18 protein-coding genes and 3 pseudogenes are annotated in these 24,087 nt (G+C 63.4%); 11 read left to right on the forward strand and 10 right to left on the reverse strand.

The window, feature by feature from the left end:
• Nucleotides 1-22: 22 nt before the first annotated feature.
• The 4 genes from NYR97_RS21305 to NYR97_RS21320 form a co-directional block, all read right to left on the reverse strand.
• Complete coding sequence (locus NYR97_RS21305; RefSeq protein ID WP_316695641.1) at nucleotides 23-445, reverse strand: hypothetical protein; 423 nt, start codon at nucleotides 443-445, stop codon at nucleotides 23-25.
• Nucleotides 442-1,428, reverse strand: a complete 987-nt coding sequence (gene acuI, locus NYR97_RS21310) for an acrylyl-CoA reductase (NADPH) (RefSeq protein WP_316695642.1) — start codon at nucleotides 1,426-1,428, stop codon at nucleotides 442-444. Before acuI ends, NYR97_RS21305 begins: the two co-directional genes overlap by 4 nt.
• Before the next feature lie 111 nt (nucleotides 1,429-1,539).
• Complete coding sequence (locus NYR97_RS21315) at nucleotides 1,540-2,394, reverse strand: oxidoreductase (protein WP_205394468.1); 855 nt, start codon at nucleotides 2,392-2,394, stop codon at nucleotides 1,540-1,542.
• A 99-nt stretch (nucleotides 2,395-2,493) separates the two neighbouring features.
• Nucleotides 2,494-3,069, reverse strand: a complete 576-nt coding sequence (locus tag NYR97_RS21320; protein WP_316695643.1) for a TetR/AcrR family transcriptional regulator — start codon at nucleotides 3,067-3,069, stop codon at nucleotides 2,494-2,496.
• A 131-nt stretch (nucleotides 3,070-3,200) separates the two neighbouring features.
• Between NYR97_RS21320 and NYR97_RS21325 the strand changes: the two genes are divergently transcribed.
• From NYR97_RS21325 to NYR97_RS21335, 3 genes are all read left to right on the forward strand, one after another.
• Nucleotides 3,201-4,283: an alkene reductase gene (locus NYR97_RS21325; RefSeq protein WP_316695645.1), complete on the forward strand. Its 1,083-nt coding sequence runs from the start codon at nucleotides 3,201-3,203 to the stop codon at nucleotides 4,281-4,283.
• Between the two features lie 50 nt (nucleotides 4,284-4,333).
• Nucleotides 4,334-5,122 carry an SDR family NAD(P)-dependent oxidoreductase gene (locus NYR97_RS21330; RefSeq protein WP_316695647.1) on the forward strand — a complete coding sequence of 263 codons (789 nt, stop codon included), beginning with the start codon at nucleotides 4,334-4,336 and terminating at the stop codon, nucleotides 5,120-5,122.
• Nucleotides 5,123-5,205: 83 nt separating this feature from the next.
• Nucleotides 5,206-6,357, forward strand: coding sequence for an NADP-dependent oxidoreductase (locus tag NYR97_RS21335; RefSeq protein WP_316695648.1), 1,152 nt, complete (start codon nucleotides 5,206-5,208; stop codon nucleotides 6,355-6,357).
• A 241-nt stretch (nucleotides 6,358-6,598) separates the two neighbouring features.
• On the opposite strand, the pseudogene NYR97_RS21340 reads toward NYR97_RS21335, so the two are convergent.
• Together NYR97_RS21340 and NYR97_RS21345 are read right to left on the reverse strand one after the other, a co-directional pair.
• A pseudogene (locus NYR97_RS21340) lies at nucleotides 6,599-7,776 on the reverse strand (chloride channel protein); the annotation flags it as partial.
• Nucleotides 7,777-7,904: 128 nt separating this feature from the next.
• On the reverse strand, nucleotides 7,905-8,210 hold the full coding sequence (locus NYR97_RS21345) for a metalloregulator ArsR/SmtB family transcription factor (RefSeq protein ID WP_316698423.1): 306 nt from the start codon (nucleotides 8,208-8,210) through the stop codon (nucleotides 7,905-7,907).
• Nucleotides 8,211-8,444: 234 nt separating this feature from the next.
• Between NYR97_RS21345 and NYR97_RS21350 the strand changes: the two genes are divergently transcribed.
• Genes NYR97_RS21350 through NYR97_RS21370 form a run of 5 tightly spaced genes read left to right on the forward strand, consistent with a single transcriptional unit; the run spans nucleotide 8,445 to nucleotide 11,423 of the window.
• Nucleotides 8,445-9,335 (forward strand): MBL fold metallo-hydrolase, encoded by an 891-nt coding sequence (locus NYR97_RS21350; RefSeq protein WP_316695649.1) that lies wholly within the window; start codon nucleotides 8,445-8,447, stop codon nucleotides 9,333-9,335.
• Nucleotides 9,332-9,772: a YeeE/YedE family protein gene (locus NYR97_RS21355; protein ID WP_316695650.1), complete on the forward strand. Its 441-nt coding sequence runs from the start codon at nucleotides 9,332-9,334 to the stop codon at nucleotides 9,770-9,772. Before NYR97_RS21350 ends, NYR97_RS21355 begins: the two co-directional genes overlap by 4 nt.
• Nucleotides 9,769-10,200, forward strand: a complete 432-nt coding sequence (locus tag NYR97_RS21360; RefSeq protein WP_316695651.1) for a DUF6691 family protein — start codon at nucleotides 9,769-9,771, stop codon at nucleotides 10,198-10,200. The genes NYR97_RS21355 and NYR97_RS21360 overlap by 4 nt, the downstream gene beginning before the upstream one ends.
• Nucleotides 10,197-10,613, forward strand: coding sequence for a protein tyrosine phosphatase family protein (locus NYR97_RS21365; protein ID WP_316695653.1), 417 nt, complete (start codon nucleotides 10,197-10,199; stop codon nucleotides 10,611-10,613). Before NYR97_RS21360 ends, NYR97_RS21365 begins: the two co-directional genes overlap by 4 nt.
• Before the next feature lie 48 nt (nucleotides 10,614-10,661).
• Complete coding sequence (locus NYR97_RS21370) at nucleotides 10,662-11,423, forward strand: sulfite exporter TauE/SafE family protein (protein WP_316698426.1); 762 nt, start codon at nucleotides 10,662-10,664, stop codon at nucleotides 11,421-11,423.
• Nucleotides 11,424-11,503: 80 nt separating this feature from the next.
• On the opposite strand, the gene arsH is transcribed toward NYR97_RS21370, so the two are convergent.
• The 4 genes and pseudogenes from arsH to NYR97_RS21390 all read right to left on the reverse strand — a co-directional run bounded on the left by arsH (nucleotide 11,504) and on the right by NYR97_RS21390 (nucleotide 18,503).
• Nucleotides 11,504-12,229 carry an arsenical resistance protein ArsH gene (gene arsH / locus NYR97_RS21375; RefSeq protein WP_316695655.1) on the reverse strand — a complete coding sequence of 242 codons (726 nt, stop codon included), beginning with the start codon at nucleotides 12,227-12,229 and terminating at the stop codon, nucleotides 11,504-11,506.
• Nucleotides 12,222-12,637, reverse strand: a pseudogene (gene arsC, locus NYR97_RS21380) (arsenate reductase (glutaredoxin)). The gene arsH and the pseudogene arsC overlap by 8 nt, the downstream one beginning before the upstream one ends.
• A gap of 127 nt (nucleotides 12,638-12,764) precedes the next feature.
• The gene (locus NYR97_RS21385) at nucleotides 12,765-13,112 is read right to left on the reverse strand and encodes an ArsR/SmtB family transcription factor (RefSeq protein ID WP_316695656.1); all 348 of its coding nucleotides are present in this window, start codon (nucleotides 13,110-13,112) and stop codon (nucleotides 12,765-12,767) included.
• A 381-nt stretch (nucleotides 13,113-13,493) separates the two neighbouring features.
• Nucleotides 13,494-18,503 (reverse strand): NAD-glutamate dehydrogenase, encoded by a 5,010-nt coding sequence (locus NYR97_RS21390; protein ID WP_316695657.1) that lies wholly within the window; start codon nucleotides 18,501-18,503, stop codon nucleotides 13,494-13,496.
• Between the two features lie 288 nt (nucleotides 18,504-18,791).
• Between NYR97_RS21390 and NYR97_RS21395 the strand changes: the two genes are divergently transcribed.
• The 3 genes and pseudogenes from NYR97_RS21395 (at nucleotide 18,792) to NYR97_RS21405 (ending at nucleotide 23,963) form a co-directional block, all read left to right on the forward strand.
• Nucleotides 18,792-19,451 carry a TetR/AcrR family transcriptional regulator gene (locus tag NYR97_RS21395; protein ID WP_316695658.1) on the forward strand — a complete coding sequence of 220 codons (660 nt, stop codon included), beginning with the start codon at nucleotides 18,792-18,794 and terminating at the stop codon, nucleotides 19,449-19,451.
• A gap of 14 nt (nucleotides 19,452-19,465) precedes the next feature.
• Nucleotides 19,466-20,773 carry an efflux RND transporter periplasmic adaptor subunit gene (locus tag NYR97_RS21400; protein WP_316695660.1) on the forward strand — a complete coding sequence of 436 codons (1,308 nt, stop codon included), beginning with the start codon at nucleotides 19,466-19,468 and terminating at the stop codon, nucleotides 20,771-20,773.
• Between the two features lie 12 nt (nucleotides 20,774-20,785).
• Nucleotides 20,786-23,963 (forward strand): annotated as a pseudogene (locus NYR97_RS21405) (multidrug efflux RND transporter permease subunit).
• The last annotated feature ends 124 nt before the right edge of the window (nucleotides 23,964-24,087 follow it).

The following is a 24,087-nucleotide window of genomic DNA, read 5'->3' on the forward strand; positions in this document are numbered from 1 at the left end:
CCGGGTGTTGTCAGGCATGCACTCAGCGTGCGTTCTTGTTTCGTCGCTGTGCGGCATCGGCACGTGTCACCAGCAGGAACGCCAGCGAAAAGCCGACTTCGATCGCGACCGCAGCGAAGATACCTGCGTTGACGTGCCCGGCGGCCCACTCCGCAACGCCCAGCATTGCCAGCAGCAGGCACGCGGTGACGAAGCCCGCGATCACCGCCCGGCGGCCTGGCGACGGCGGCGCATTTCTCACCAGGACCAGCATGACGCCGATGGCGGCATACAGCGGCGCGGCGCGGCGGCCGACCAGGCCCAGCGCATTGCTGTCGAATGCGACGCCCCAGTTGGCCAGCATGGTCGCAGGCACAAGCAACCAGGCGGCGCCCAGAGCGAAAAACAACAACGCCGATAACGTGGCCAGGGAGCGGAACGCACGTGACGCGGTGGGCGTGCTCATGCGTTCACGTCCACCACAGTGCGCCCTTGCACCTTGCCTTCCAAGAGCTGGACGGCAGTATGCGGCACCTCGGCCAGGCCGATGGTGTGGGTTGTCGTTGCGAGCTTGTCCAGATCCAGATCGCGCGCCAGACGCGACCACGCCTGCACGCGCGCGGCTTGCGGCGCGTTGACCGAATCGATGCCGGCCAGCGTGACATTGCGCAGGATGAAAGGCAGCACCGATGCCGGCAGTTGAACACCCTGCGCCATACCGAAGGCGGTGACGACGCCGCGATACTGGGTCTGCGCCAGCGCGTTTGCCAGCGTATGGCTGCCCACCGCATCCACCACACCGGCCCAGCGTTCCTTGCCGATCGGCGAACCGGGTTCGGACAAGCTGGCGCGGTCGATGATCTCGGCGGCGCCCAGGCTGCGCAGATACTCGGCTTGCTCCAGGCGGCCGGTGGAGGCGACCACGCGATAGCCCAGGCCCGAGAGCAAGGCAATGGCAACCGAACCGGCACCGCCATTTGCGCCGGTGACCAGGATGTCGCCGCGTTCGGGTGTCAGCCCGCCATGCTCCAGTGCCAGCACCGCCAGCACGGCGGTGTAGCCGGCAGTACCGATCGCCATCGCATCGCGCGTGGAAAATGCCTCCGGAATCTTGACCAACCAATCGCCAGGCACCCGCGCCTTCTGCGCGAAGCCACCATGGTGGGTCTGACTCAATCCCCAGCCATTGGCCAGCACACGATCTCCCACCGCAATGCCCGGAGACGTGGACGCTTCGACCACGCCGGCAAAGTCGATGCCCGGAATCAGCGGGAACTGGCGAATGATCGGGCCCCGCCCGGTCACCGCCAGTGCGTCCTTGTAGTTGACGGTCGAGTAGTCGATGGCAACCGTGACATCGCCCGGCATCAGGTCGTCTTCGTTGAACTGGACCACGGTGGTAGCAACCATCTCGCTGGTTTGATTCGCCAGCAAAGCGTTGAAGGTCATTGCCTTCTCCTGTTCGGATTGAGGCCGCGCGCCTTATCGCGTCACGGCGGTGTATCGGCAACGGCAGTCGCTGCGACTGCCGTTGCTGGTCTATGCAGCGTCTGACAAAACTTATCTGGCGTGCGTGGGTGTCTTGGCGTCAACAGACGTCTTCGCATCCAGGTGCAGATTCTTGCGAATCAGCGACTGGAACACGCCTGCCGGTGCAAACCGCCGCAACAACTGCAGTTGTCCGGCGATCTTGCCCGCGGTGTAACGCACCTTGGGGTGCTCGGCGCGGGCCGCCTTCACCACCACGTCGGCCACGACGGATGGCTCGTCGGCAATCGCCATTGCCTGCGCCACCACTTTTCCAACTTCCGCTCGAACCTGCCGATAGGTTTCCAGCGGCGCGTCGGGGGCCAGATTGTTCGCCTCGAACTGGGTCTTGGTGTAGGCAGGCTCGATGACCGTGACCCGGATCCCGTAACTGCGCAGCTCGTGGTCCACCGCCTCGGAATACCCTTCCACTGCGTGTTTGCTGGCGGCATACAGCGCCGCATACGGTGTGGGCACCAAACCGATGATCGAGCCGATGTTGATGATGCGGCCACTGCCCTGGCGGCGCATGTGCGGCACCACCGCACGCGTCATGCGCACGACGCCGAGAAAGTTGGTGTCGAGAATGGCCTTGGCCTGCTCGATCGAGCTTTCTTCCGCCGCTGCGGGAGACACGCCGAAACCTGCATTGTTGACCAGCAGGTCGATGCGCCCCTCCAGCCGCAACAGTTCCTGGATGGCCGCATCCACGGACTCATCGCTGGTCACATCCAGCGCCAGCAGCTTGAAGGCGCGCTGCCCGGATTGCGCGCCGCGACGGCTGGTGCCGTACACCGTATAGCCGGCGGCGGCCAATGCTTCGGCACTAGCTTCGCCAATGCCGGAGGATGCGCCGGTCACCAGCGCAACAGGGGATTTGTTTGTCATGGGAATTCCTAAAGTGCAGTGAGTGACAGGCGCAGTTGTTGACGATCAAAAAACCGCGCGGGATGCGGAAACACGTATGTCGGGATGCGCGTGTGTCGGTTAGTTGGATGGTTGCAACGACGACAGGATCTGGTCGCGAGACACCGTGATGATTTCGTCGGCCAGTGGCGAATCGTCCGGGCACGACCGCGACAGCACGATGGCGCCGATGGCGTGCGCCATCATGTCCAGGTTGCTGGCGCGCTCAGCCGCTGCGGCGGCAGTGCCAGGCGCAGCCCCGCTGCGGTCGAGCGCAGCCAGCAGGTTTTCGACCCCGGCAGCGAACACTTCGCGCACTTCCTCCGGCTGACGCGCGGCATCGGCGCCCAGCGCCGCCATCGTGCAACCGGTGGCAGGGCTGTCGCGGTGTCCGCGCGACAGATAGAACTTCACGAAATCCGTCTTGTCCGCGTGCTCGGTCTGCGCGGCAATGTTGGCCAGCCCGCAGGCCGCCGATTCGGCCATCAGGTCCGCCTTGGAACGGAACTGCTTATAGAAGCCGCCGTGCGTGAAGCCTGCGGCGGCCATCAGATCGGCAATGCCGATCCCTTCGTAGCCACGCTCGCGAAACAGCACCGAGGCCGTCTCGACGACGTGCGCCCGGTTCGCTTGTGCCTGTGCCTTGGTCACTTTCATCGTTGGGACACTCCGTGCTTGTGCGGGACTGGAAGAGCGACAGCGTACATTGATGTTATTCGTCATCAAAGTGTTGACATCTTAGATTTTGATCGTAATCTTTGTCAACCGCCGATTTCTGAGCACCGCCAATGACCCACTCTTCGCTGTTCGAGCCCTATGCCCTGGGCACCCTGACCCTGGCCAATCGCATCGTCATGGCCCCGCTGACCCGCAACCGGGCCGGCGCCGGCCTGGCCCCCACTGCCCTGACTGCGACCTATTACGCCCAGCGCGCCTCGGCCGGCCTGCTGATCACCGAGGCCACCCAGATATCCCCGCAGGCCCAGGGCTACCAGGACACTCCTGGCCTGTACACGCCCGAGCAGATCGCCGGCTGGCGCGCCGTCACCGACGCCGTGCATGCCAAGGGCGGGCGCATCTTCGTGCAGCTCTGGCATGTGGGCCGCGTATCGCATGTCGACCTGCAGCCGGGCGGCGCAGCGCCGGTGGCGCCGTCGGCCATCCGCGCGGCGACCAAGGTGTTCGTCAACAACGGCTTTGCCGATGTTTCCGAGCCACGCGCGCTGGAGCTGCACGAACTGCCGGGCATCGTCGACGACTTCCGCCAGGCGGCGGCCAATGCGATTGCGGCCGGCTTCGACGGCGTCGAAATCCACGGTGCCAACGGCTATCTGCTGGAGCAGTTCATCAAGGACGGCGCCAATCGGCGCACCGATGCCTATGGCGGTTCGATCGAAAATCGCGCGCGCCTGTTGCTGGACGTGGTGGCCGCCGTAAGCAAGGAAATCGGCGCCGATCGCACTGGCGTGCGCCTCTCGCCGGTATCGCCGGCAAGCGGCATTTCCGGCAGCGATCCGCAGCCGCAATACGACTACATCGCCGAGCAACTCGATGCGCTGGGCATCGTGTATCTGCATGTGGTGGAAGGTGCGACCGGCGGCCCGCGCGATGTTGCCCCGTTCGACTATGCCGCGCTGCGCAGCAGGTTCACCAGCACGTACCTGGCCAACAACGGCTACGACCTGGAGCTGGCCAATACGCAGCTTGGCGCAGGCAACGCCGACCTGTTCGCCTTTGGCCGCCCGTTCATCAGCAACCCCGATCTGGTCGAACGTCTGCAAACCGGCGCAGCGCTGGCACCGCTGAATCCGGCCACGCTCTATGGCGGTGGCGCCGAGGGCTACATCGATTATCCGACTCTCACCGGCTGAGGCTTTCGCGCCTTCGCACCTTTCGCACCTCTCTCATCAAGGAACGTTTCATGACCGCACTTCCCGCTGTTCTCATCACTGGCGCTTCCACCGGTATCGGCGCTGTCTATGCCGAGCGCTTCGCACAACGCGGCCACAATCTTGTGCTTGTCGCACGCGACAAGCCGCGCCTGGACACATTGGCAGCACGTCTGCGTGACACACATGGCGTCAGCGTCGACGTGCTGCAGGCCGACCTGACCCAGCCCGCCGATCTGACCGCAGTGGAAACCCGCCTGCGCGACGATGCGCAGATCGGCATCCTGATCAACAACGCCGGCATGGCGCAGTCCGGCGGTGTGTTGCAGCAAACCGCAGAGACGATCGAACGCCTGATCACGCTCAACATCACCGCGTTGACCCGGCTTGCCGCCGCTGTGGCGCCGCGCTTTGCGCAATCCGGTAGCGGTGCCATCGTCAATCTCGGCTCGGTGGTCGGTCTGGCGCCCGAATTCGGCATGACCGTCTACGGCGCCACCAAGGCGTTCGTGCTGTTCCTGTCGCAGGGCCTGCATCTGGAGCTGGGAGCCAAGGGTGTGTATGTGCAGGCCGTGCTGCCGGCCGGCACGCGCACCGAGATCTGGGAGCGTGCCGGTATCGACGTCAACACGCTCACCGACTTGATGGACGTGGGCGAACTGGTCGACGCCGCGCTGGTCGGCTTCGATCGCCGCGAACTGGTCACCATCCCGCCGCTGCATGTGGCCGAACGTTGGGATGCACTGGATGGCGCGCGCCAGGGTTTGCTGTCGGACATTCGCCAGGCGAACGCGGCCGAGCGCTATCAGCCAAGCGCCTGAGGTTTCAGCCTGTGCCATGCCTGCATTGGTCGCCATCGCGACCTATGCAGGCATCCAGGTGGGGATGTACGCATCTGCGTTTGGTGGCACCACTCCACAGATTCGATCGATTCACACGGCTCACACCGCGGTCAAGCTGCACCCACCGATTTGCTAGCGCAACAGGTGACGGCGGCCGGGACTCGCAGACGCCCGGCCACCCACACACAACGACAGCATTGGACTCGAACCACATGAAAGCACTGACCTTCAGACGCTATGGCAAATCGCCCGACATCGGCTTCAGCGAGCTGCCGCGTCCGACAGTGAAACCCAACGAGCTGCTGGTCGAGGTGCACGCCGCCGGCGTGAACCCGATCGACAACATGATTCCCACCGGGATCTTCAAGCCCGTGGTGAAGTTCGACTTGCCCGCCACGCTGGGCAGCGACGTGGCCGGGATCGTCGTCGCCGTCGGCAGCCGCGTCACTCGCTTCAAGAAAGGCGATGCCATTTTTGCCAGCTTGTTCGATCTTGGCCGCGGAACGCTCGCCGACTACGTCGCGGTCCCGGAAAGTGCCGCAGCGCTGAAGCCGGCCAATCTGGATTTTGTGCAGGCAGCCTCGGTGCCGATGGTCGCACTCACGTCCTGGCAGGCCTTGCAAGAACGCGCTGCGCTGCAGCCAGGCCAGAAGGTCTTCATTCCTGCCGGCTCCGGCGGCATCGGCACCTTTGCGATCCAGCTTGCGAAATACTTCGGCGCCAGCGTGGGCACCACCACCAGCACCGGCAACGTCGCACTGGTGAACAGCCTGGGCGCAGAGGAGGTGGTCGACTACAAGCAGCAGGAATTCGAGACCGTCTTGCGCGGATACGACATCGTGCTTGGCACCATCCGCGGCGATACGATCGAAAAATCCCTCGGCATTCTCAAGCCAGGCGGCAAGATCGTATCGCTGGTCGGACCGCTGGATGCAGCCTTCGCGCGCGCGCGCCGGTTGAATGTCGTGCTGCAATTCGTTTTCGCCATGATGAGCCGCAAGATCATCCGTCTAGCGCACAAGCACAACGTCGCCTACACCTTTTTGTTCGTGCGCCCCGATGGCACGCAACTGGCCAAGATCGGCGAGTTGCTCAAAGCCGAACGCATCCGCCCGGTCATCGACAAGGTGTTTGCGTTCGCGCAAGCGAAGGAAGCATTGGACTATCTCGCGCAGGGCCGCGCCAAGGGCAAGGTGGTCGTCAAGATCAGATAAAGCGGTGAAATAGTCGCAGCAATCAGTGCAGACCCGCATCATGCGAGATGAGTACAACTGTGTCTGCGTTGTACTGATTTCGGGAAGAGTGACCTGCGCGCTTTAGCATCTACGCTGTTCAACCACCAACGCTTCTCTTGGGGTGTACGTCGGGTCGAATCAATCGTTGAGGTTCTTCGTAGGTCAAGATCAAGTGCGGGCGTTATCACCAGACCGGTGAAGATCTTAGAAGCTACGGCCTGGCTGGCGATGCAAGCCTATTTTTTAAAGAGGCACTGGTCGGGTCTACCACCGAGGCACCTGCTAGCAGGTTCACCCCCACCGCAAACAGGCTGCCCAACAGCGATCCCATGAACAGCGAGGCAAAGAACAATCCACCGCGAGACCCGAAGCCGAGCGAGATGCCCGATGCGATGCATTTGAGCACCAGCACGATTGCCAACACCCGCAGCGTACTGCTGCCCGTCAGATCCAGGTGCAACGCGCCATGCCCGGACGACAACACCTGCGGCGAATACATTGCCAGCGGAATCAGCAGCAGGCCGCCCACCACCGGACGGCCCCAGACGGGCAGCGTGATGCGGCCGACGCCGCGCTCGATACCGCCAACCAAGCGCATCACCGCGATGCCGATCAACGCGCTCGCAAGACCGAGCGCGATGTAGATGGCGTAGTCGCGCGACTGCAGTTGATAAGCCACCGCCGCCGGCAGCGAGTAGGGCGACGCGCCCAAGGCATTGGCCATGAAGGCGCCGGCCAGCGCCGCGGCAGCCACCGGCGCGAGCGCGGATGGCGTATGGGCACCAATCACGATCTCGAACGCGTAGAACGCTCCCGCAAGCGGCGCGCCGAAGGCGGCGGAGATCGCACCGCCGCGCCGGCACCGACCAGGGTGCGCATATCCGCACGACGCACTCGCAGCACTCGGGCCAACTGCGAACCGGCGCCCGATCCCATCTCCGTATACGCCGCCTCAAGTCCGACCGACGCGCCGAAACCATTGGACAATAGGGTTTGCAGCGCAACGATCAGGTTGTCGCGCATCGACATGCGCCCGCCGTGCAATGCATTGGCTTCCACCGCATCCACCAGAGGCCGCTTGCGACGACGTGCCAGCAGTGCCGCCAGACCGACCAGCAAGCCGCCCAGAGGCAAGACCAACAACTGAGCGGGGGTAATCGAGGTTGCCGTGCTGAGCCGCTCGTTGGGCGCAAGCGCGTAAAGCCAGCTCTGCAAGGCGTGTGCGATACCGGCCTGCCCCACCTCCAGTGCCGCAGCCATCAGCCCGACAACCGCTGCCAGTGTGATGAACCAGAGATCGTTGGCACGAAATTGCCTGCGCAGCCAGTCTAGAGGCTTGAGTAGGGGCAAGCAGGTCTGGTGCGCGGCGGATACATCGGCAGAAGACAGTGGCGGCATAGGAGACCAGTGATCCGTAGGATCAGTGCGTCGACAGGCCAAGGAAATATCGAAAGTAGTGCCTAGTGTGCGCGCCTATTGCTGAGCTTGCGCCCTCTGCATTGCGTGCCGCAAATGGACTGCAACTTTCAAAAGTGACCGTCCACATGATCAGTATCCGCGCAGAAGATCGCATGCATGGCGGTCAGTAAGGCGGCAACCTTGGGGTCAGCCATTCGGTAGATGATGGATCTGGACTCGCGTCGGGTTACGACCAATTGCCGCTGACGCAGTTCTGCTAGCTGCTGGGACAAGGCCGGCTGCCGGATACCGGTCGTCGCCTCCAGGCCTCCCACCGTGGATTCCCCCTGTGACAACTGGCACAGCAGCAGCAGGCGTGACGGCGTGGCCATGAAGCGCAGCAGCTCAGCAACTTCCGGCACCCGCTCCTTCATGGCAGCGAGATCACTGACGGTAAGAATAGTTTCGGTCACGGGTCGTGAGGATGCGGCCTTGGGATGTAGAGCGTAGCCGGTAAGCCCTGCGGCAACTGAACAGAAAAGTAAGCAGCCCCGCAATAGTTGCATAGTTTCATTAACTATGAAATAGTTGGGATACTCTTAATCGGCCAACTGACCGTGACTATCCCCGCCGCAATAGATGCTTTATTGGAAACGGCTCGAACCATCGTGAGCAACGCGCATTCCGGTGCCACGTCGTCGCCGCACGTGAGGACGTTCTTCGATCCTGCGACCTTTACCGCCAGCCACGTGGTCCGCGACCCCTGCTCGTCGGCCTGCGCGATCATCGATAGTGTTCTCGACTTCGACATGGCCTCAGGCCGGACGGCAACCGGCTCTGTTACTGCGCTTGCGCAGTACGTGCGTGAGGAGGGCCTGGAGGTTCAGTGGCTGCTTGAAACCCATGCACACGCCGACCACCTGTCGGCCGCGCCGTGGCTGCAACAACACGTTGGCGGACAGCTTGCCATCGGCGAGCGCATTACTTCAGTGCAGGACACCTTTGGCAGCGTGTTCAACGCCGGTGCAGAATTCAAGCGAGATGGCAGCCAGTTCGACCACCTCTTTGCCGACGGCGCAGCATTCACTATCGGGAATCTGCAAGCGATTGCGCTGCATGTGCCTGGTCACACGCCGGCCTGCATGGCCTACGTCATCGGCGATGCGGTGTTTCCGGGCGACACCTTGTTCATGCCGGACTACGGCACTGCCCGCTGTGACTTTCCGGGTGGCTCAGCGCGCCAGCTCTATCGTTCCGTCCAGCGATTGCTGGGGCTGCCGGACGCCACCCGTGTCTTCCTTTGCCACGACTACAAAGCCACCGACCGGGACCATTTCGCGTGGGAGACCACGATCGGCGCCCAACGCACCGCGAACGTGCATGTGCATCAGGGCGTCTCCGAGGTCATGTTCGTCGAGATGCGGGAGAAGCGCGACGCCACGCTCCCCATGCCGCGCCTGCTCCTTCCGTCGGTACAGGTCAACATGCGCGCCGGTCATCTGCCCGAACCCGACGATAACGGCGTGCGTTACCTGAAGCTACCGGTGGACCTGCTATGACTCTGCCTTCCTTGGCCTGGTACTGGCCCCTTACCGGCGGCCTGATGATCGGCACAGCCGCTGGCGCGTATCTGCTGCTCGCAGGCCGCATCGCAGGCATCTCTGGTCTGCTAGCCAACGCACTCGGCCTGCAGGTTGGCGGTGCACGCTCGCTGTCCATCCTGTTTTTGGCCGGACTTCTGGCAAGTGCAGGCGTGGGACTAGCGATCAAGCCAATTGCGCTTCCGTCACTATTGGGCACCGGGACGCCGGTGCTGATCCTGGCTGGCCTGTTAGTGGGCTACGGGACGCGCCTGGGCGCTGGTTGCACCAGCGGGCACGGGGTGAGCGGGCTGGCGAGATTGTCGCCGCGCTCCATCGTCGCCACCACGGTCTTCATGCTGCTGGGCATGGCAACGGTAACGGTCGTCCGGATCGCCGCCGGAGCAGGCGCATGATCCGGCTAGCAGCCTTTCTCTGCGGATCCTTGTTCGGCCTGGGCTTGGTGCTCTCGGACATGGCCAATCCCGCGCGCGTGCTCGCCTTCCTCGATGTCACCGGCGCTTGGGATGCCTCACTGGCATTGGTGATGGCGGGCGCGCTGATTCCTTCAGCCATCGCCTATCGATGGGCCCGTGTGCGTACCGCGCCCCTGCTTGCGCCGTCATTTCACTTCCCGCAGCAACGGCAGATCGACCGGAAGCTGGTCATCGGCGCGGCCTTGTTTGGCATCGGCTGGGGATTGGCAGGCGTGTGCCCAGGCCCGGCCATCGCCCTGTTAGCGACCGCTCAACCGTTCGCAGTGGTCTTTGCTGCATCGATGGTGGCGGGACTGTTGCTGCACTGGCTCATCCACCGCTCCCGAACAACGGAGAAGCAGCCATGAAACTTCGACCGCTCTCGCCCGATGTGCTTGTAACTGATCAGATCCTTCCTGCCGACATCCCTGCCCTGGCCAAACAGGGTGTCGCAAGCATCGTCTGCAACAGGCCCGACGGTGAACAGCAGGACCAGCCCGATCACCTGGCCATGCAGGCAGCCTGCACGAGCGCGGGCATACGTTTCGCCTATCTGCCCGTTGTGGCCGGCGCCATCTCCGATCACCAGGTGCAACAGTTCGGCGAGCTGCTTAAGCAGTTGCCTGGTCCCGTCGCCGCTTATTGCAGGACGGGGACGCGCTCGACGTCGTTATGGGCCCTTGATCAGGTGCGTACTGGCGGCGTCATGGCCGAGCAAGTCCTCTCCGTCGCCGCCGACGCGGGTTACGACCTTTCCTCCCTCGCTCAGCGCCTTCGCTGAGACGCGCTGTCTAGCCCTGGGTAGCCATTCGTTATGCAAACACTTTCACTGCTGCAACTGGCGCTGGGTGGGCTTTCCGGAATTATGGTCGGCTTTGTGCTGGGGCTGGTCGGTGGAGGAGGCTCCATCCTCGCTGTCCCGCTGATGCTCTACCTAGTCGGCGTCGACAATCCGCATGTGGCCATCGGAACCAGCGCGCTGGCGGTGGCTGCCAATGCGCTGTCCAACCTGCTCGTACATGCCCGCCGTGGCAATGTCAGGTGGCCGTGCGCCTCGGCCTTCGCATTGGCAGGCATCGCCGGCGCCTACCTCGGCTCTACCCTGGGCAAGGCCTTCGACGGACAGCGGCTGCTGGTGCTGTTCGCGGTGCTGATGGTGGTGATCGGCTTGCTCATGTTGCGCAGGCGCAACGCGGGAGAGGATGCGACTGTGCGGCTCGGCAAGGACAATGCGCCCGCGCTGATGGGGCTGGGAGCGATCTCCGGCGGGTTTTCCGGCTTTTTCGGTATCGGTGGAGGGTTCCTCATCGTGCCTGGCCTGATGACCGCCACCGGCATGCCGATGCTGACTGCGATAGGCAGCTCCCTCGTGGCGGTCTCCGCTTTCGGCCTGACTACGGCGCTGAACTACGCGCATTCCGGGCTGGTGAATTGGCCACTTGCTGCGGCGTTGATCATTGCGGGCAGCGCGGGTGGCGTCGGTGGAGCGCGTGCAGCGACTGCACTTGCAGAACATCGGGGAGCGCTCAACGCTGCCTTTGCGCTACTCATCTTCATCACCGCGGGCTACATGCTCTGGCAAGTGCTCTGACGTCGCACCGGGCTAATCCAACAGGCATCTTGCGTCTGCAAAGACGGGGTAAGCGCAAGCATGGAAGATTCCGAAGGATGTCAGATGGAGCGATGGTTCACCCGTTTGGACAGCGCCTCGGCGCTTTCGACGCGTTCGGAGTAGCGGTCGGTCAGGTAGGCGGAACGGCCACGCACCAGCCAGGTGAACTTCGCCAACTCCTCGCAGACATCAACCAGCCGGTTGTAATACGCGGAGGGCTTCATCCGGCCGGTGTCGTCGAATTCCAGAAATGCCTTGGCAACCGACGACTGATTCGGGATCGTGACCATGCGCATCCAGCGGCCGAGAATGCGCATCTGATTGACCGAGTTGAAACTCTGCGAGCCGCCTGACACCTGCATCACGGCCAGTGTCTTCCCCTGTGTCGGTCGCGTGGCACCCAGCTCCAGCGGGATCCAGTCGATCTGCGCCTTCATGACCCCGGTCATGGCGCCATGGCGTTCCGGGCTGACCCATGCCATGCCTTCGGACCACTCGGCGAGCATGCGCAACTTAGCCACTTTTGGATGATCGGCTTCTGCTCCATCTGGAAGTGGCAATCCGCGTGGATCAAAGATGCGCACGTCGCAGCCGAACCACCGTAAAAGTCGAGCTGCTTCTTCCGCAAGAAAACGCGAATATGACCGCTCTCGGATCGAGCCGTACAAAATCGAGATGCGAGGCGGATGCATCGGATCTTCCGATGCAGCTAGAGCGCCCATATCGATTGGATGCAGCTGCGGCAGATCGATGTTGGGCAAGTCCGCCTCCAACCAATCAATCATGCGATGCCCCTTGCGCAGTCACCACTTCACCGTCTTCCTTGGTGAAGGAGGCGACCGGATTGGCCAGCAACGCGAAGACCTTTTCCGATGGCCTGCAGAGCGCTGCACCTTTGTCGGAGACCACAATCGGCCGGTTGATGAGGATCGGATACGCCAGCATCGCGTCCAGCAACTGCGCATCGGACAGCGTGAGATCGTCAAGCCCAGCATCGTGTAAGGGGTTCCTTTCTGACGTAGCAAATCGCGCGGACTTAGGCTCATCGCCTCAATCAACTGCATCAACGTTTCGCGCGATGGTGGCGTTCGCAGGTACTCAATGACATCAGGCGTTTCTCCTGATTGGCGAATTATTTCGAGCGTGTTTCGGGACGTGCCGCAGTCTGAGTTGTGATAAATGGTGATAGTCATGTTCAGTTCTCAGGTCGCGTCCGGAAAGGAATGGAATATGGCTATCAGCTGGCGCATTTTGCGCGCACCTTACAGCGCGCAACGTTGCAGCAGCGCAGCAAACGGGTGCCAAAGTTCTTTGGATCGCTCATGAGCAAGTCTCCGCGCTGCAGGTTGTCACCAGATCGGTGAGAGAGCCGCAGATTTGCAGATTCCCGGAACAGCAGTCTTCTGTCAGAAAGGCGAGAAGTTGGCGCATATCGTCATAGCTCGCTGCGTAAAGAACACGTCGCCCGTCCCGCCAGGAACGCAGTAGGCTTGCGCGCTCGAGTGTCGAGAGATGAAAGCTCATCCGGGTGGGAGGGATTGAGAGTGCGTCGGCGATCTCGCCTGAGGGCATCCCGTTTGGCCCCGCGCGGACCAACATGCGAAACGCAGTTAGACGATCGGCGTGTGCGAGAGCTGAAAGTGCCGCAATGGCAGAGTTGTCGTCCATTGATGCGACTATACAATCATCCTTGTAGAATGCAATTGTTAGTTAGGCAATTCGCCAGACGTGTATGCGTTGCGGCAACCAATGAGCTTGAACGTTGAGCACGCAGTTAGTAGTGCTGGCCTCCTATACTCAACTAGAAGCCACAAGCGCAACAAGCACCGCTTGATGTCGATGTACGTAAAGCAGCAGCAAGTGTGCTGCCTATTGGCACGCACTTTCTATAAACGGTGGTTTCGTGCAGTGTGGAATTTAGAAATCATCACTGACGCATAGTTAAAGCCCGCCCGATTCTCTGGGCAGGCTGCTTAGAAGGTTAAACGCCTTAACCGCTCAAACTGCGGTGGTGGCGAAGCCAAGCTCCGTTACCACCGTGCAGCTTACTTACATCCCGTGCGCAGCCAACTGCCCAAGTCGCTGCACTGCCACCGACACGGTCGGGTAGTCCAGCGTCTTCTGCTCGGCCACATCGGCCAGCATGGCCAGGGTGAAGCGCAGGCTGGAATCGTCGCGTGCCAGCCAGTTGGCCACCTTGTCCTCGGCCGTGCTGCCTGACATCGTCAACACTTGGCCGACCAAGGCGCGTTGATGCGCGGCCAGCTCGTCGCGCAGCACGCCACGTGCCACGGCGTGCCAGCGACCGTTGACCTCCAGCGCGTCGATCTGCTCGAACAACCACGGCAGGCGCAGCGCTTCGCCCAGGCGGAAATGCACCTTGGACACGTCCACCGGCTTGAGCTTGCGAGTACGCGCGGTTTCGATGATGTCGAAGGCCGGTTCCAGATAACGCAGCTCGGACAACTGCTGCGCCAGCTGCGGCGGCAGGCCCTTTTCCTGCCATTCCTGCACGCTGCCTTCGTACTGCGGGCGCTGCGTATCGGAGAGAACACCGGAGGCGACCCGGATGTCGTTGAACGGGCCGTGGTAACGCTCCACCGCCGCGGTGATGCCCGGCATCTGGCCAGGACGCAGCAGCAGCCAACGCACGAACGAGCGTTGCAGGCGCCAGATCACTTCCAGTGCATCGATCTGCACCGACTCGGGCACCTTGCCGTCCAGCGCGTCGATCTGCGTCCACAGCGCGCGTGCATCCAGCGTTTCGCGGCTGATGGTATAGGCCTTGGCGACCTCGGCGATGCTGCGGCCGGTGTCTTCCTGCATGCGCATCAGGAAGGTGGCGCCCATGCGGTTGATGGTGGTGTTGGTCACCGCGGTGGCGATGATCTCGCGCTTGAGGCGGTGACGCTCCATCGCATCGGCGTACTTCTTCTGCAGCGGCTGCGGGAAGTAGCGCTGCAACTCCTTGGACAGATACGGGTCTTCGGGGATATCCGATTCCAGCAACTGCTGGAACGCCACCAGCTTGGAGTACGACAACAGCACCGACAGCTCCGGACGCGACAAGCCCTGCCCGCGCGCCTTGCGTGCGGACAGTTCGGCATCGGAGGGCAGGAACTCGATCTGGCGATCGAGCAGCCCCTGCAGTTCCAGCGTGCGGATGAAGTGCTGCTTGGAACCCAGGCGCTTGACGCTCATGCGCTCCATCAGGCTGATCGCCTGGTTCTGGCGATAGTTGTCCCACAGCACCAGATCGGCCACTTCGTCGGTCATCGAGGCGAGCAGCGTGTTGCGCGCGTCGTAGGTGAGCTTTTTGGCCTGCACCATGTCGTTGAGCAGGATCTTGATGTTCACCTCGTGATCGGAGGTGTCCACGCCGGCCGAGTTGTCGATGAAGTCGGTATTGAGCAGCACGCCGGTTTGCGCGGCCTCGATACGACCGAGCTGGGTCAGGCCCAGATTGCCGCCCTCGCCCACCACCTTGCAGCGCAATTCGCCGCCATTGACGCGCAGGCCGTTGTTGGCGCGGTCGCCCACATCGGCGTGCGATTCACTGGAGGCTTTGACATAGGTGCCGATGCCGCCGTTCCAGAACAGGTCCACCGGCGCCTTGAGAATGGCGTTCATCAGCTCGTTGGGCGAGAGCTGCTTGATGTTGGATTCCAGGCCCAAGGCTTCGCGCACCGGCGCGCTGATGTCGATGGACTTGAGCGTGCGCGGATAGATGCCACCACCGGCGCTGATCAGCTTGGCCTCGTAGTCGGCCCAGCTGGAACGCGGCAGCTTGAACAGGCGCTCGCGCTCGGCGAACGAGGCAGCGGCATCCGGATTGGGATCCAGGAAGATATGCCGGTGATCGAACGCGGCCAGCAGACGGATATGCCGCGACAACAGCATGCCGTTGCCGAACACGTCGCCGGACATGTCGCCGATGCCGACCACGCTGAATTCCTGGCTCTGACAATCGCGCCCCATCGCACGGAAGTGGCGCTTGACCGACTCCCACGCGCCACGCGCGGTAATGCCCATGCCCTTGTGGTCGTAACCGACCGAGCCGCCAGAGGCGAACGCATCGCCCATCCAGAACCCGTGGTCCAGCGCCAGCCCGTTGGCGATGTCGGAGAACGTGGCGGTGCCCTTGTCGGCGGCGACCACCAGATACGGGTCGTCCTGGTCGTGACGCACCACCTGCGGCGGCGGCACGATCTTGCCGCCGACGATGTTGTCGGTGATGTCGAGCAGGCTCTGGATGAACAGCTTGTAGCAGGCGATGCCTTCGGCCTGCACTGCGTCACGGTCGCCGCCCACCGGCGAACGCTTGACGTAGAAACCGCCCTTGGCGCCGACCGGCACGATGACGGTGTTCTTGACCATCTGCGCCTTGACCAGGCCCAGCACCTCGGTGCGGAAGTCCTCGCGCCGGTCCGACCAGCGCAGGCCGCCACGCGCCACCGCGCCGAAGCGCAGGTGCACGCCTTCCACGCGCGGGCTGTAGACGAAGATTTCGCGGTAAGGACGCGGCTTGGGCAGATCCGGCACGATCGCCGAATCCAGCTTGAAGCTGATGCAGTGGCCGTGCTTACCGCTCTTGTCGGTCTGGTAATAGTTGGTGCGCAGCGTGGCATCGATCACGTCGATGAAGCTGCGCAGGATGCGGTCTTCGTCCAGGCTGGACACGCGGTCCATCAGCTTCAGCAGCGTGGAGCGGGTGGCCTCCTGCTGCGCGGCGCGGTCGCTGCCACGTGCCTGCAACACCGGCTCCAATGCCTTGAGCGTGGCCTCGTCGTCGGCTGCGAATACCGACAATTCCTCGCGCAGGCGTTCCTGGCCGGCAAAGATCTGCGCCTTGGTTTCCTTGCCGGTGGATGGGTCGAAGCGCGCTTCGAACAATTCCACCAACAAGCGCGCCAGCAGCGGGTAACGGGTGAACGTCGCCTCGACATAGGCCTGCGAGAACGGCACCGCGGTCTGCAGCAGATACTTGCAATAGCCGCGCAGCAGCGCGACCTGGCGCCAATGCAGGCCGGCGGCCAGAATCAGGCGATTGAAGCCGTCGTTCTCGGCATCGCCATTCCAGATGCGTTCGAAGGCTTCGCCAAAGCCGGCATCGGCGTGGGCCGCATTGATCTTGCCGGCGGTCGATTCGACCTCGAAATCCTGGATATACACCGGGGTTTCGCCGACCTGCAGCCGGTACGGCCGTTCGGAGATCACCCGCAGGCCCATGTTCTCCATCATCGGCATCGCATCGGACAACGGAATGTCGTCGAGCTGGCGATACAGCTTCAGGCGCAGGCCTTCGCCGGCATCCAGACGCATGCCGTCGTCGTGGCGGATTTCCTGCAGGCTCAGATGCAGGTCGTCCGGGCCGTCCAGCGTGGCCAGATGCTCGACGTCGGACACCGCCGATTCGATCGAGGAATCTTCGATGTAGCCAGCCGGCAACGCACGGCCGAAGTTGGCCGCCATGCGCAAGCCGTTGGCTTCGCCATGCCGCGCCACCAGCGCCTCGCGCAAGGCATCGCGCCAGTTGCGCAGCAGATGCGCCAGCCGCGATTCGAGTTCGGTGGTGTTGAATTCCAGCGCCTCGCCACTCTTGGGCCGCACGATCAGGTGCAGCTGCGCCAGCGGCGACTCGCCCAGCACCACGCTGGAGTCGATGTACTCGCCGTGCAGCGCATCTTTCAGCAAGGCTTCGATGCGCAGCCGCACATCGGTGTTGAAACGTTCGCGCGGGATGTACACCAGCGCGGAGATAAAGCGGCTGTACTTGTCACGGCGCAGGAACATGCGGCTGCGCACGCGCTCCTGCAGACCGAGAATGCCGATCGCGGTGCGGTACAACTCTTCTTCGTTGGACTGAAACAGCTCCTCGCGCGGCAACGTCTCCAGAATGTGCCGCAGCGCCTTGCCGCTGTGGCTGCTCGGGGTCAGCCCGGACTTGCTCATCACGTATTCGTGGCGCTGCCGCACCAGCGGAATTTCCCACGGACGGCGGTTGTAGGCGCTGGAGGTGAACAGGCCCAGGAAGCGCTGCTCGCCGACGATGCGGCCCTTGGCATCGAACTCCAGGACGCCGATGTAATCCATGTAGCCAACCCGATGCACACGCGAGCGCGCATTGGTCTTGGTCAGGATCAGCGCGTCCTTGAGCTTGGACGAGGTATTCAAACCGTGCGCTGCCAGCGTGGTCACCGGGCGCGCCGGCGAGGTGTCGTGGCCGCGCATCAGGCCAAGCCCAGTCTCTTCCACCGGCGCCAGCACGTCCTGGCCGTCCTGCTTTTCGACGCGGTATTCGCGATAGCCGAAAAAGGTGAAGTGGTCGGCCGAGGCCCAGCGCAGAAATTCCTGCGCCTCGTGCCGGCTGATGTCGTCCATCGGCAGGCGCCGGGTGGCCAGGTCGTCGGCCAGCATCACCATCTTTTCGCGCATCGCGGCCCAGTCGTGCACGATCGCGCGCACTTCGGCCAGCACCTTGCGTACCGCCGCTTCCACCTTGGGCATTTCTTCGGCGGGCTGGCGGTCGATCTCCAGCACCATCAACGACTCGCTCTTGCCCTCGCCCACCGCGGTCAGCTTGCCGGCCTTGTCGCGCGCGATGCGCAGCACCGGGTGGCCGAGCACGTGCACGCCGATGCCCAGGTCCGACAGCGTCATGCTCACCGAGTCCACCAGGAACGGCATGTCGTCGTTGACGATCTGCAACAGCGTATGCGGCGACTCGTAACCGTGGCTCTTCAAGGTCGGGTTGAACACCCGCACGTTGACCGTGCCGGCCTTGCGCGTGCGTGCAAATTCCAGCATGTCCGCCGCCAGCGCCGCCCACTGCTCGGGCGGATGGTTGGGGAACTCGTCCTCTTCCATGCGGCGATAGAAGCCGGCTGCGAACAGCTGCACTTCGGCCTGGCGGGCCGCCGGGTAGCGCTTGCGCAATGCGGCAAACACCGGCTCCAGAACGACCGCCTGCGGTGCGCCGGCAAGCACGGGGACGGCACGTTCGGCGACCGGCTTGGTCGGCGTCGTGGACGATTTCGAAGCGGCTTTCTTGGCTGTCATGAGAGAGCTGGGGTGCTCGGTGGAAAACCTGAATTGTACCGATGCGCGATGACGACGCCTTGCTGCATAGCGCAAATCCTCAGCCGTCAGTCGGCGCGCGCAGGTTGCAAAAGCAATACCACTGTGTAGTTTCCCCGCAGAGGTGCGATGCGCACTGGCGCAGGTGGCCACTGGACCGCCAGATCCGGCAAAGTCCGGTCAGGTGCTTGTCGCACAAGGGCTTGCGCAGACCAAACTGCGACCGTCAAGTCTGTTTAAAAACTAAACTGGACGGTATAGTCTACCGCCATGACCCCCCGTTCCCACCGTGCTGCCCGGCGCTCGGACTGCGATCGCCGCATCCATGCGGCTGTGCATACGCTGCTTGCCGAGCGCGGCATGCGGCTGAGCATGGATGCAGTGGCCGAGCGTGCCGGCTGTTCCAAGCAGACGCTCTACAGTTATTACGGTTGTAAAGAAAACCTGCTGCGCGATGTCCTTCAGGACCATGTGCATCTGGCCACGGTGCCGCTGGGTACCGCCTCGGGCGAGTTGCGTGAGGATCTGCTGGCCTTCGCGCTGGCCCATCTGGATCGCCTGAACCGTCCCGATGTGGTACAGACCTGCCGGTTGGTGGAAGCCGAGTCGCATCGGTTTCCCGATCAGTCGCAGCAGATCTTCCATGACGGGGTGGTCGGCATGCAGCAGCGCCTGGCGCATCGCTTCGAGCAGGCGATGGATGCCGGCCAGCTGCGCCATGACGATGCGCACTTCATGGCCGAACTGCTGTTGAGCATGATCGTCGGTCTGGATCTCGATCGGCAACGCTTTCAGGTCCCCCATCGCGCCGGCCTCCCCGCCAGGCAGCAATGGGCGCAATTCGCTGTCGACACCTTTCTGCGCGCGTTCGCCGCGGCCGCTGCAACGCCTTCGCTGTCCCCGCTTTCCTTTCTCGCTTCAAGACCCTAACGGAGTTCCTCCTGATGATTGCCCCGCTCCGCACACTCGGCCTGGCCTGTGCCATCACCGTGGCGCTCGCTGCCTGCAGCAAGCCCGAACAACAACAGGCGCCGCCGCCGCCGGAAGTGTCGGTGCTGGAAATGCAGCCGCAGACCCTGCCGCTGGAACGCGACCTGGTGGGCCGTCTGTCAGCGTACCGCTCGGCCGACGTGCGTGCGCGCGTGGACGGTGTGCTGCTCAAGCGCCTGTACACCGAAGGCACCGACGTCAAGGAAGGCCAGCCGCTGTTCGAGATCGACCCAATGCCGTTGAAGGCCACGTTGCTGCAGGCGCAGGGCCAGTTGGCCGCCGCCCAGGCGACCTACGCCAATGCCCAGGTCGCCGCCAAGCGCGCGCGCAGCTTGGCCCCGCAGCAGTACGTGTCGCGTGCCGACATCGACAACGCCGAAGCCACCGAGCGCTCCTCCGGCGCCAACGTGCAGCAGGCGCGTGGCTTGGTCGAGTCCGCGCGCATCCAGCTCAGCTTCGCCAGCGTCACCTCGCCGATCACCGGCCGCGCCGGGATCCAGCGCGTGACCGAAGGCGCGCTGGTCGGTGCCGGTGAAGCGACCCTGCTGACCACGGTCGACCAGATCGACCCGCTGTACGTGAACTTCGCGATGAGCAGCGAAGAACTGGCCGCAATGCGCCAGGCGCAGAGCAGCGGCAACGTGCAGCTCAGCGGCGATGGCAAATCCACCATCAATGTGGAGCTAGGCAACGGCACGCAGTATCCGCATCCGGGTACGTTGGATGTCTCGGCCGTCACGGTCGACCCGAGCACCGGTGCGGTGTCGCTACGCGCGACCCTGCCCAACCCGGAACAGGCGCTGCTGCCGGGCGCGTTCGTGACCTTCAAGGCCAGCCTTGGCCAGCGCAACAACGCCTACCTGATGCCGCAACAGGCGGTGCAGCGCGATGCCACCGGCGCCTACGCGCTGGTGCTCGGCAAGGACGGCAAGGTGGCGCGCAAGAACCTCACCGTCGATGGTCAGCAGAAGGGCCAGTGGATCGTCACCGGCGGCGTGTCCCCCGGCGACCAGGTCATCGTCGACGGTGTGCAGAAGGCGAAGGAAGGCCAGCCGGCCAAGGGCGTTGCGTGGAATCCGAACAAGCCGGCGCAAGGCGGCCAGCCGGGCGCTCCGGGCGCGGCTCCCGCCGCAGCTCAAGGCGGCGACGCGCAGGCCGCACCGGCTGCCGACAAGGCCGATGCCGCGGCACCGGCGGCGCAGCAGCAGCCCAAGCCGGATGCGGCGGCGCAGCCGGCCGACTCCCAGTCCAAGCAGCAGTGACGGAACCCGGACATGCCTAAGTTTTTCATTGAACACCCGATCTTTGCCTGGGTGGTGGCGATCCTGATCTCGCTTGCCGGCGTGATCTCGATCCTGAATCTGGGTATCGAGTCGTACCCCACGATCGCCCCGCCGCAGGTCACCGTTACCGCCAACTTCCCCGGCGCCAGCGCCGATACCGCCGAAAAAGCGGTGACCCAGGTCATCGAGCAGCAGCTCACCGGTATCGACCACCTGCTGTACTTTAATTCGTCTTCGGCGGCCAACGGCCGCGTGACCATCACGCTGACCTTCGAAACCGGCACCGACGCGGATATCGCGCAGGTGCAGGTGCAGAACAAGGTGTCGTTGGCCACGCCGCGCCTGCCCTCGGAAGTCACCCAGCAGGGTGTGGTGGTGGCCAAGGCCAACGCCGGCTTCCTGATGGTGGCCGCGTTGCGCTCGGACAACCCGTCGATCAACCGCGACGCGCTCAACGACATCGTCGGCTCGCGCGTGCTGGAGCAGATTTCGCGCGTGCCCGGCGTGGGCAGCACCAACCAGTTCGGCGCCGAGTACGCGATGAACATCTGGTTGAACCCGGAGAAGCTGCAGGGCTACAACCTGTCGGCGACCCAGGTGTTGACCGCAGTGCGTAACCAGAACGTGCAGTTCGCCGCCGGCTCGGTGGGCGCCGACCCGACCCCGGAAGGCATCAGCTTCACTGCCACGGTCTCGGCCGAGGGCCGCTTCAGCTCGCCGGACCAGTTCGAGAACATCATCCTGCGCACCGACAGTAACGGTGCCACGGTGCGGTTGAAGGATGTCGCGCGCGTCACCGTGGGCCCGAGCAACTACGGCTTCGATACCCAGTACAACGGCAAGCCCACCGGTGCGTTCGGTATCCAGTTGTTGCCGGGCGCCAATGCCTTGAATGTGTCCGAAGCGGTCGGTGCCAAGCTCGACGAACTGCAGCCGACCTTTCCGCAGGGCGTAACCTGGTTTGCGCCGTACGAGTCCACCACCTTCGTGCGTATCTCCATCGAGGAAGTGATCCACACGCTGGTGGAAGCCATCGTGCTGGTGTTCCTGGTGATGCTGCTGTTCCTGCAGAACTTCCGCGCCACCGTGATTCCCACGCTGGTGATTCCGGTCGCGCTGCTGGGTACGTTCTTCGGCATGTACATGATCGGATTCACCATCAACCAGCTGACGCTGTTTGCGATGGTGCTGGCGATCGGCATCGTGGTCGACGACGCGATCGTGGTGATCGAGAACGTCGAACGCATCATGAGCGAGGAGCACCTGGAGCCGAAGGCGGCCACCCAGAAGGCGATGACCCAGATCACCGGCGCGGTGGTGGCCATCACCGTGGTGCTGGCGGCGGTGTTCATCCCCTCCTCGCTGCAACCCGGCGCCTCGGGCGCGATCTACAAGCAGTTCGCGCTGACCATCGCCATGTCGATGGGGTTCTCCGCGTTCCTGGCGTTGAGCTTCACCCCGGCGCTGTGCGGCGCGTTCCTCAAGTCGACCCATTCGACCAAGAAGAACTGGATCTACCGCACCTTCGACAAGTACTACGACAAGCTGGCGCATCGCTATGTGGGCGTGGTCGGCAATACCCTCAAGCACTCGCCGCCGTGGATGATCGTGTTCGTGGTGCTGGTGGTGTTGTGCGGCTTCCTGTTCACGCGCATGCCGGGCAGCTTCCTGCCGGAAGAAGACCAGGGCTTTGCGGTAGCCATCGTGCAGTTGCCGCCTGGCGCCACCAAGATCCGGACCAACGAGACCTTTGCGCAGATGCGTGCGGTACTGGAGAAGCAGCCGGCCGTGGAAGGCATGCTGCAGATCGCCGGCTTCAGCTTCCTGGGCTCGGGCGAAAACGTGGGTATGGGCTTCATCCGGCTCAAGCCGTGGGAAGACCGCGATGTGACCGCAGAGGAGCTGATCAAGCAGCTCAACGGCATGTTCTACGGCATCAAGGGCGCACAGATCTTTGTGGTCAACCTGCCCACCGTGCAGGGCTTGGGACAGTTCGGCGGCTTCGACATGTGGCTGCAGGACCGCTCCGGCGCAGGCCAGCAAGCCCTGACCCAGGCGCGCAACATCGTGCTGGGCAAGGCGGCGGAAAAGCAGGACACCATGGTGGGTGTACGCCCGAACGGCCTGGAAGACGCGCCGCAGCTGCAGCTGTCGGTGGACCGTGTGCAGGCACAGTCGATGGGCCTGGAAGTCAGCGATATCTACAGCTCGATCCAGCTGATGCTGGCGCCTGTGTACATCAACGACTACTTCTCCGAAGGCCGCATCAAGCGCGTCAACATCCGTGCCGACGACCAGTTCCGTACCGGCCCCGAGTCGCTGCGCAGCTTCTTCAGCCCCAGTGCGACAGCCGTCGGTGCCGATGGGCAGCCGGGAATGATTCCGCTGAGCAATGTGGTCAAGGCCGATTGGACCTACGCCTCGCCGGCACTGAACCGCTACAACGGCTATTCGGCGGTGAACATCGTCGGCAATCCGGCTCCGGGCGGCAGCTCCGGCCAGGCGATGACGGCAATGGAAGAGATCGTCAACAACGACCTGCCGCCGGGCTTCGGCTTCGACTGGAGCGGCATGTCGTACCAGGAAATCATCGCCGGTAACGCAGCCACGCTGTTGCTGGCGTTGTCGGTGGTGGTGGTGTTCCTGTGCCTGGCCGCACTGTACGAAAGCTGGTCGATTCCGGTGGCGGTGCTGATGGTGGTGCCGATCGGCGTGCTGGGTGCGATCGTCTTCTCGATGCTGCGTGGCCTGCCGAACGATCTGTACTTCAAGATCGGCATGATCACGGTGATTGGTCTGGCGGCGAAAAACGCGATCCTGATCGTGGAGTTCGCGGTGGAGCAGCGGGCAGCGGGCAGCGGGCAAGACCCTGCGCGATGCGACGATGGAAGCGGCGCATCTGCGCTTCCGCCCGATTCTGATGACCTCGTTCGCCTTCATCCTGGGCGTGCTGCCGCTGGCCATCTCCACCGGTGCCGGCGCCAACTCGCGTCACTCCATCGGTACCGGCGTGATCGGCGGCATGGTGTTCGCCACCGTGCTCGGCGTGATCTTCATCCCGCTGTTCTTCGTGGTGGTGCGCCGCATGCTGGGCGACAAGCTGGACGAGCAGTCCAAGGAATACGTCGCGGCACAGGGCGACGCTGGATCGCATCGTCCGGATCGCTGAGTCATACGATTGATCGGAAATACAAAAGCCCCGGCAGCAATGTTGGGGCTTTTTTTGTGTGTGCTGCAGCAACGAAACGCGATGCCCCGTAGGAGCGCCCTTGGGCGCGATGGGGCTTTACCGG

Source organism: Xanthomonas hydrangeae (assembly GCF_032697525.1).
GTDB classification, from domain to species: domain Bacteria; phylum Pseudomonadota; class Gammaproteobacteria; order Xanthomonadales; family Xanthomonadaceae; genus Xanthomonas; species Xanthomonas hydrangeae.

Bases quoted from the DNA above. Each gene is read 5' to 3' on its own strand.
- NYR97_RS21305 (WP_316695641.1), bottom strand. From the start codon at position 445: ATGAGCACGCCCACCGCGTCACGTGCGTTCCGCTCCCTGGCCACGTTA.
- acuI (WP_316695642.1), bottom strand. From the start codon at position 1,428: ATGACCTTCAACGCTTTGCTGGCGAATCAAACCAGCGAGATGGTTGCT.
- NYR97_RS21315 (WP_205394468.1), bottom strand. From the start codon at position 2,394: ATGACAAACAAATCCCCTGTTGCGCTGGTGACCGGCGCATCCTCCGGC.
- NYR97_RS21320 (WP_316695643.1), bottom strand. From the start codon at position 3,069: ATGAAAGTGACCAAGGCACAGGCACAAGCGAACCGGGCGCACGTCGTC.
- NYR97_RS21325 (WP_316695645.1), top strand. From the start codon at position 3,201: ATGACCCACTCTTCGCTGTTCGAGCCCTATGCCCTGGGCACCCTGACC.
- NYR97_RS21330 (WP_316695647.1), top strand. From the start codon at position 4,334: ATGACCGCACTTCCCGCTGTTCTCATCACTGGCGCTTCCACCGGTATC.
- NYR97_RS21345 (WP_316698423.1), bottom strand. From the start codon at position 8,210: ATGAAGGAGCGGGTGCCGGAAGTTGCTGAGCTGCTGCGCTTCATGGCC.
- NYR97_RS21355 (WP_316695650.1), top strand. From the start codon at position 9,332: ATGACTCTGCCTTCCTTGGCCTGGTACTGGCCCCTTACCGGCGGCCTG.
- NYR97_RS21360 (WP_316695651.1), top strand. From the start codon at position 9,769: ATGATCCGGCTAGCAGCCTTTCTCTGCGGATCCTTGTTCGGCCTGGGC.
- NYR97_RS21365 (WP_316695653.1), top strand. From the start codon at position 10,197: ATGAAACTTCGACCGCTCTCGCCCGATGTGCTTGTAACTGATCAGATC.
- arsH (WP_316695655.1), bottom strand. From the start codon at position 12,229: ATGATTGATTGGTTGGAGGCGGACTTGCCCAACATCGATCTGCCGCAG.
- NYR97_RS21385 (WP_316695656.1), bottom strand. From the start codon at position 13,112: ATGGACGACAACTCTGCCATTGCGGCACTTTCAGCTCTCGCACACGCC.
- NYR97_RS21390 (WP_316695657.1), bottom strand. From the start codon at position 18,503: ATGACAGCCAAGAAAGCCGCTTCGAAATCGTCCACGACGCCGACCAAG.
- NYR97_RS21395 (WP_316695658.1), top strand. From the start codon at position 18,792: ATGACCCCCCGTTCCCACCGTGCTGCCCGGCGCTCGGACTGCGATCGC.
- NYR97_RS21400 (WP_316695660.1), top strand. From the start codon at position 19,466: ATGATTGCCCCGCTCCGCACACTCGGCCTGGCCTGTGCCATCACCGTG.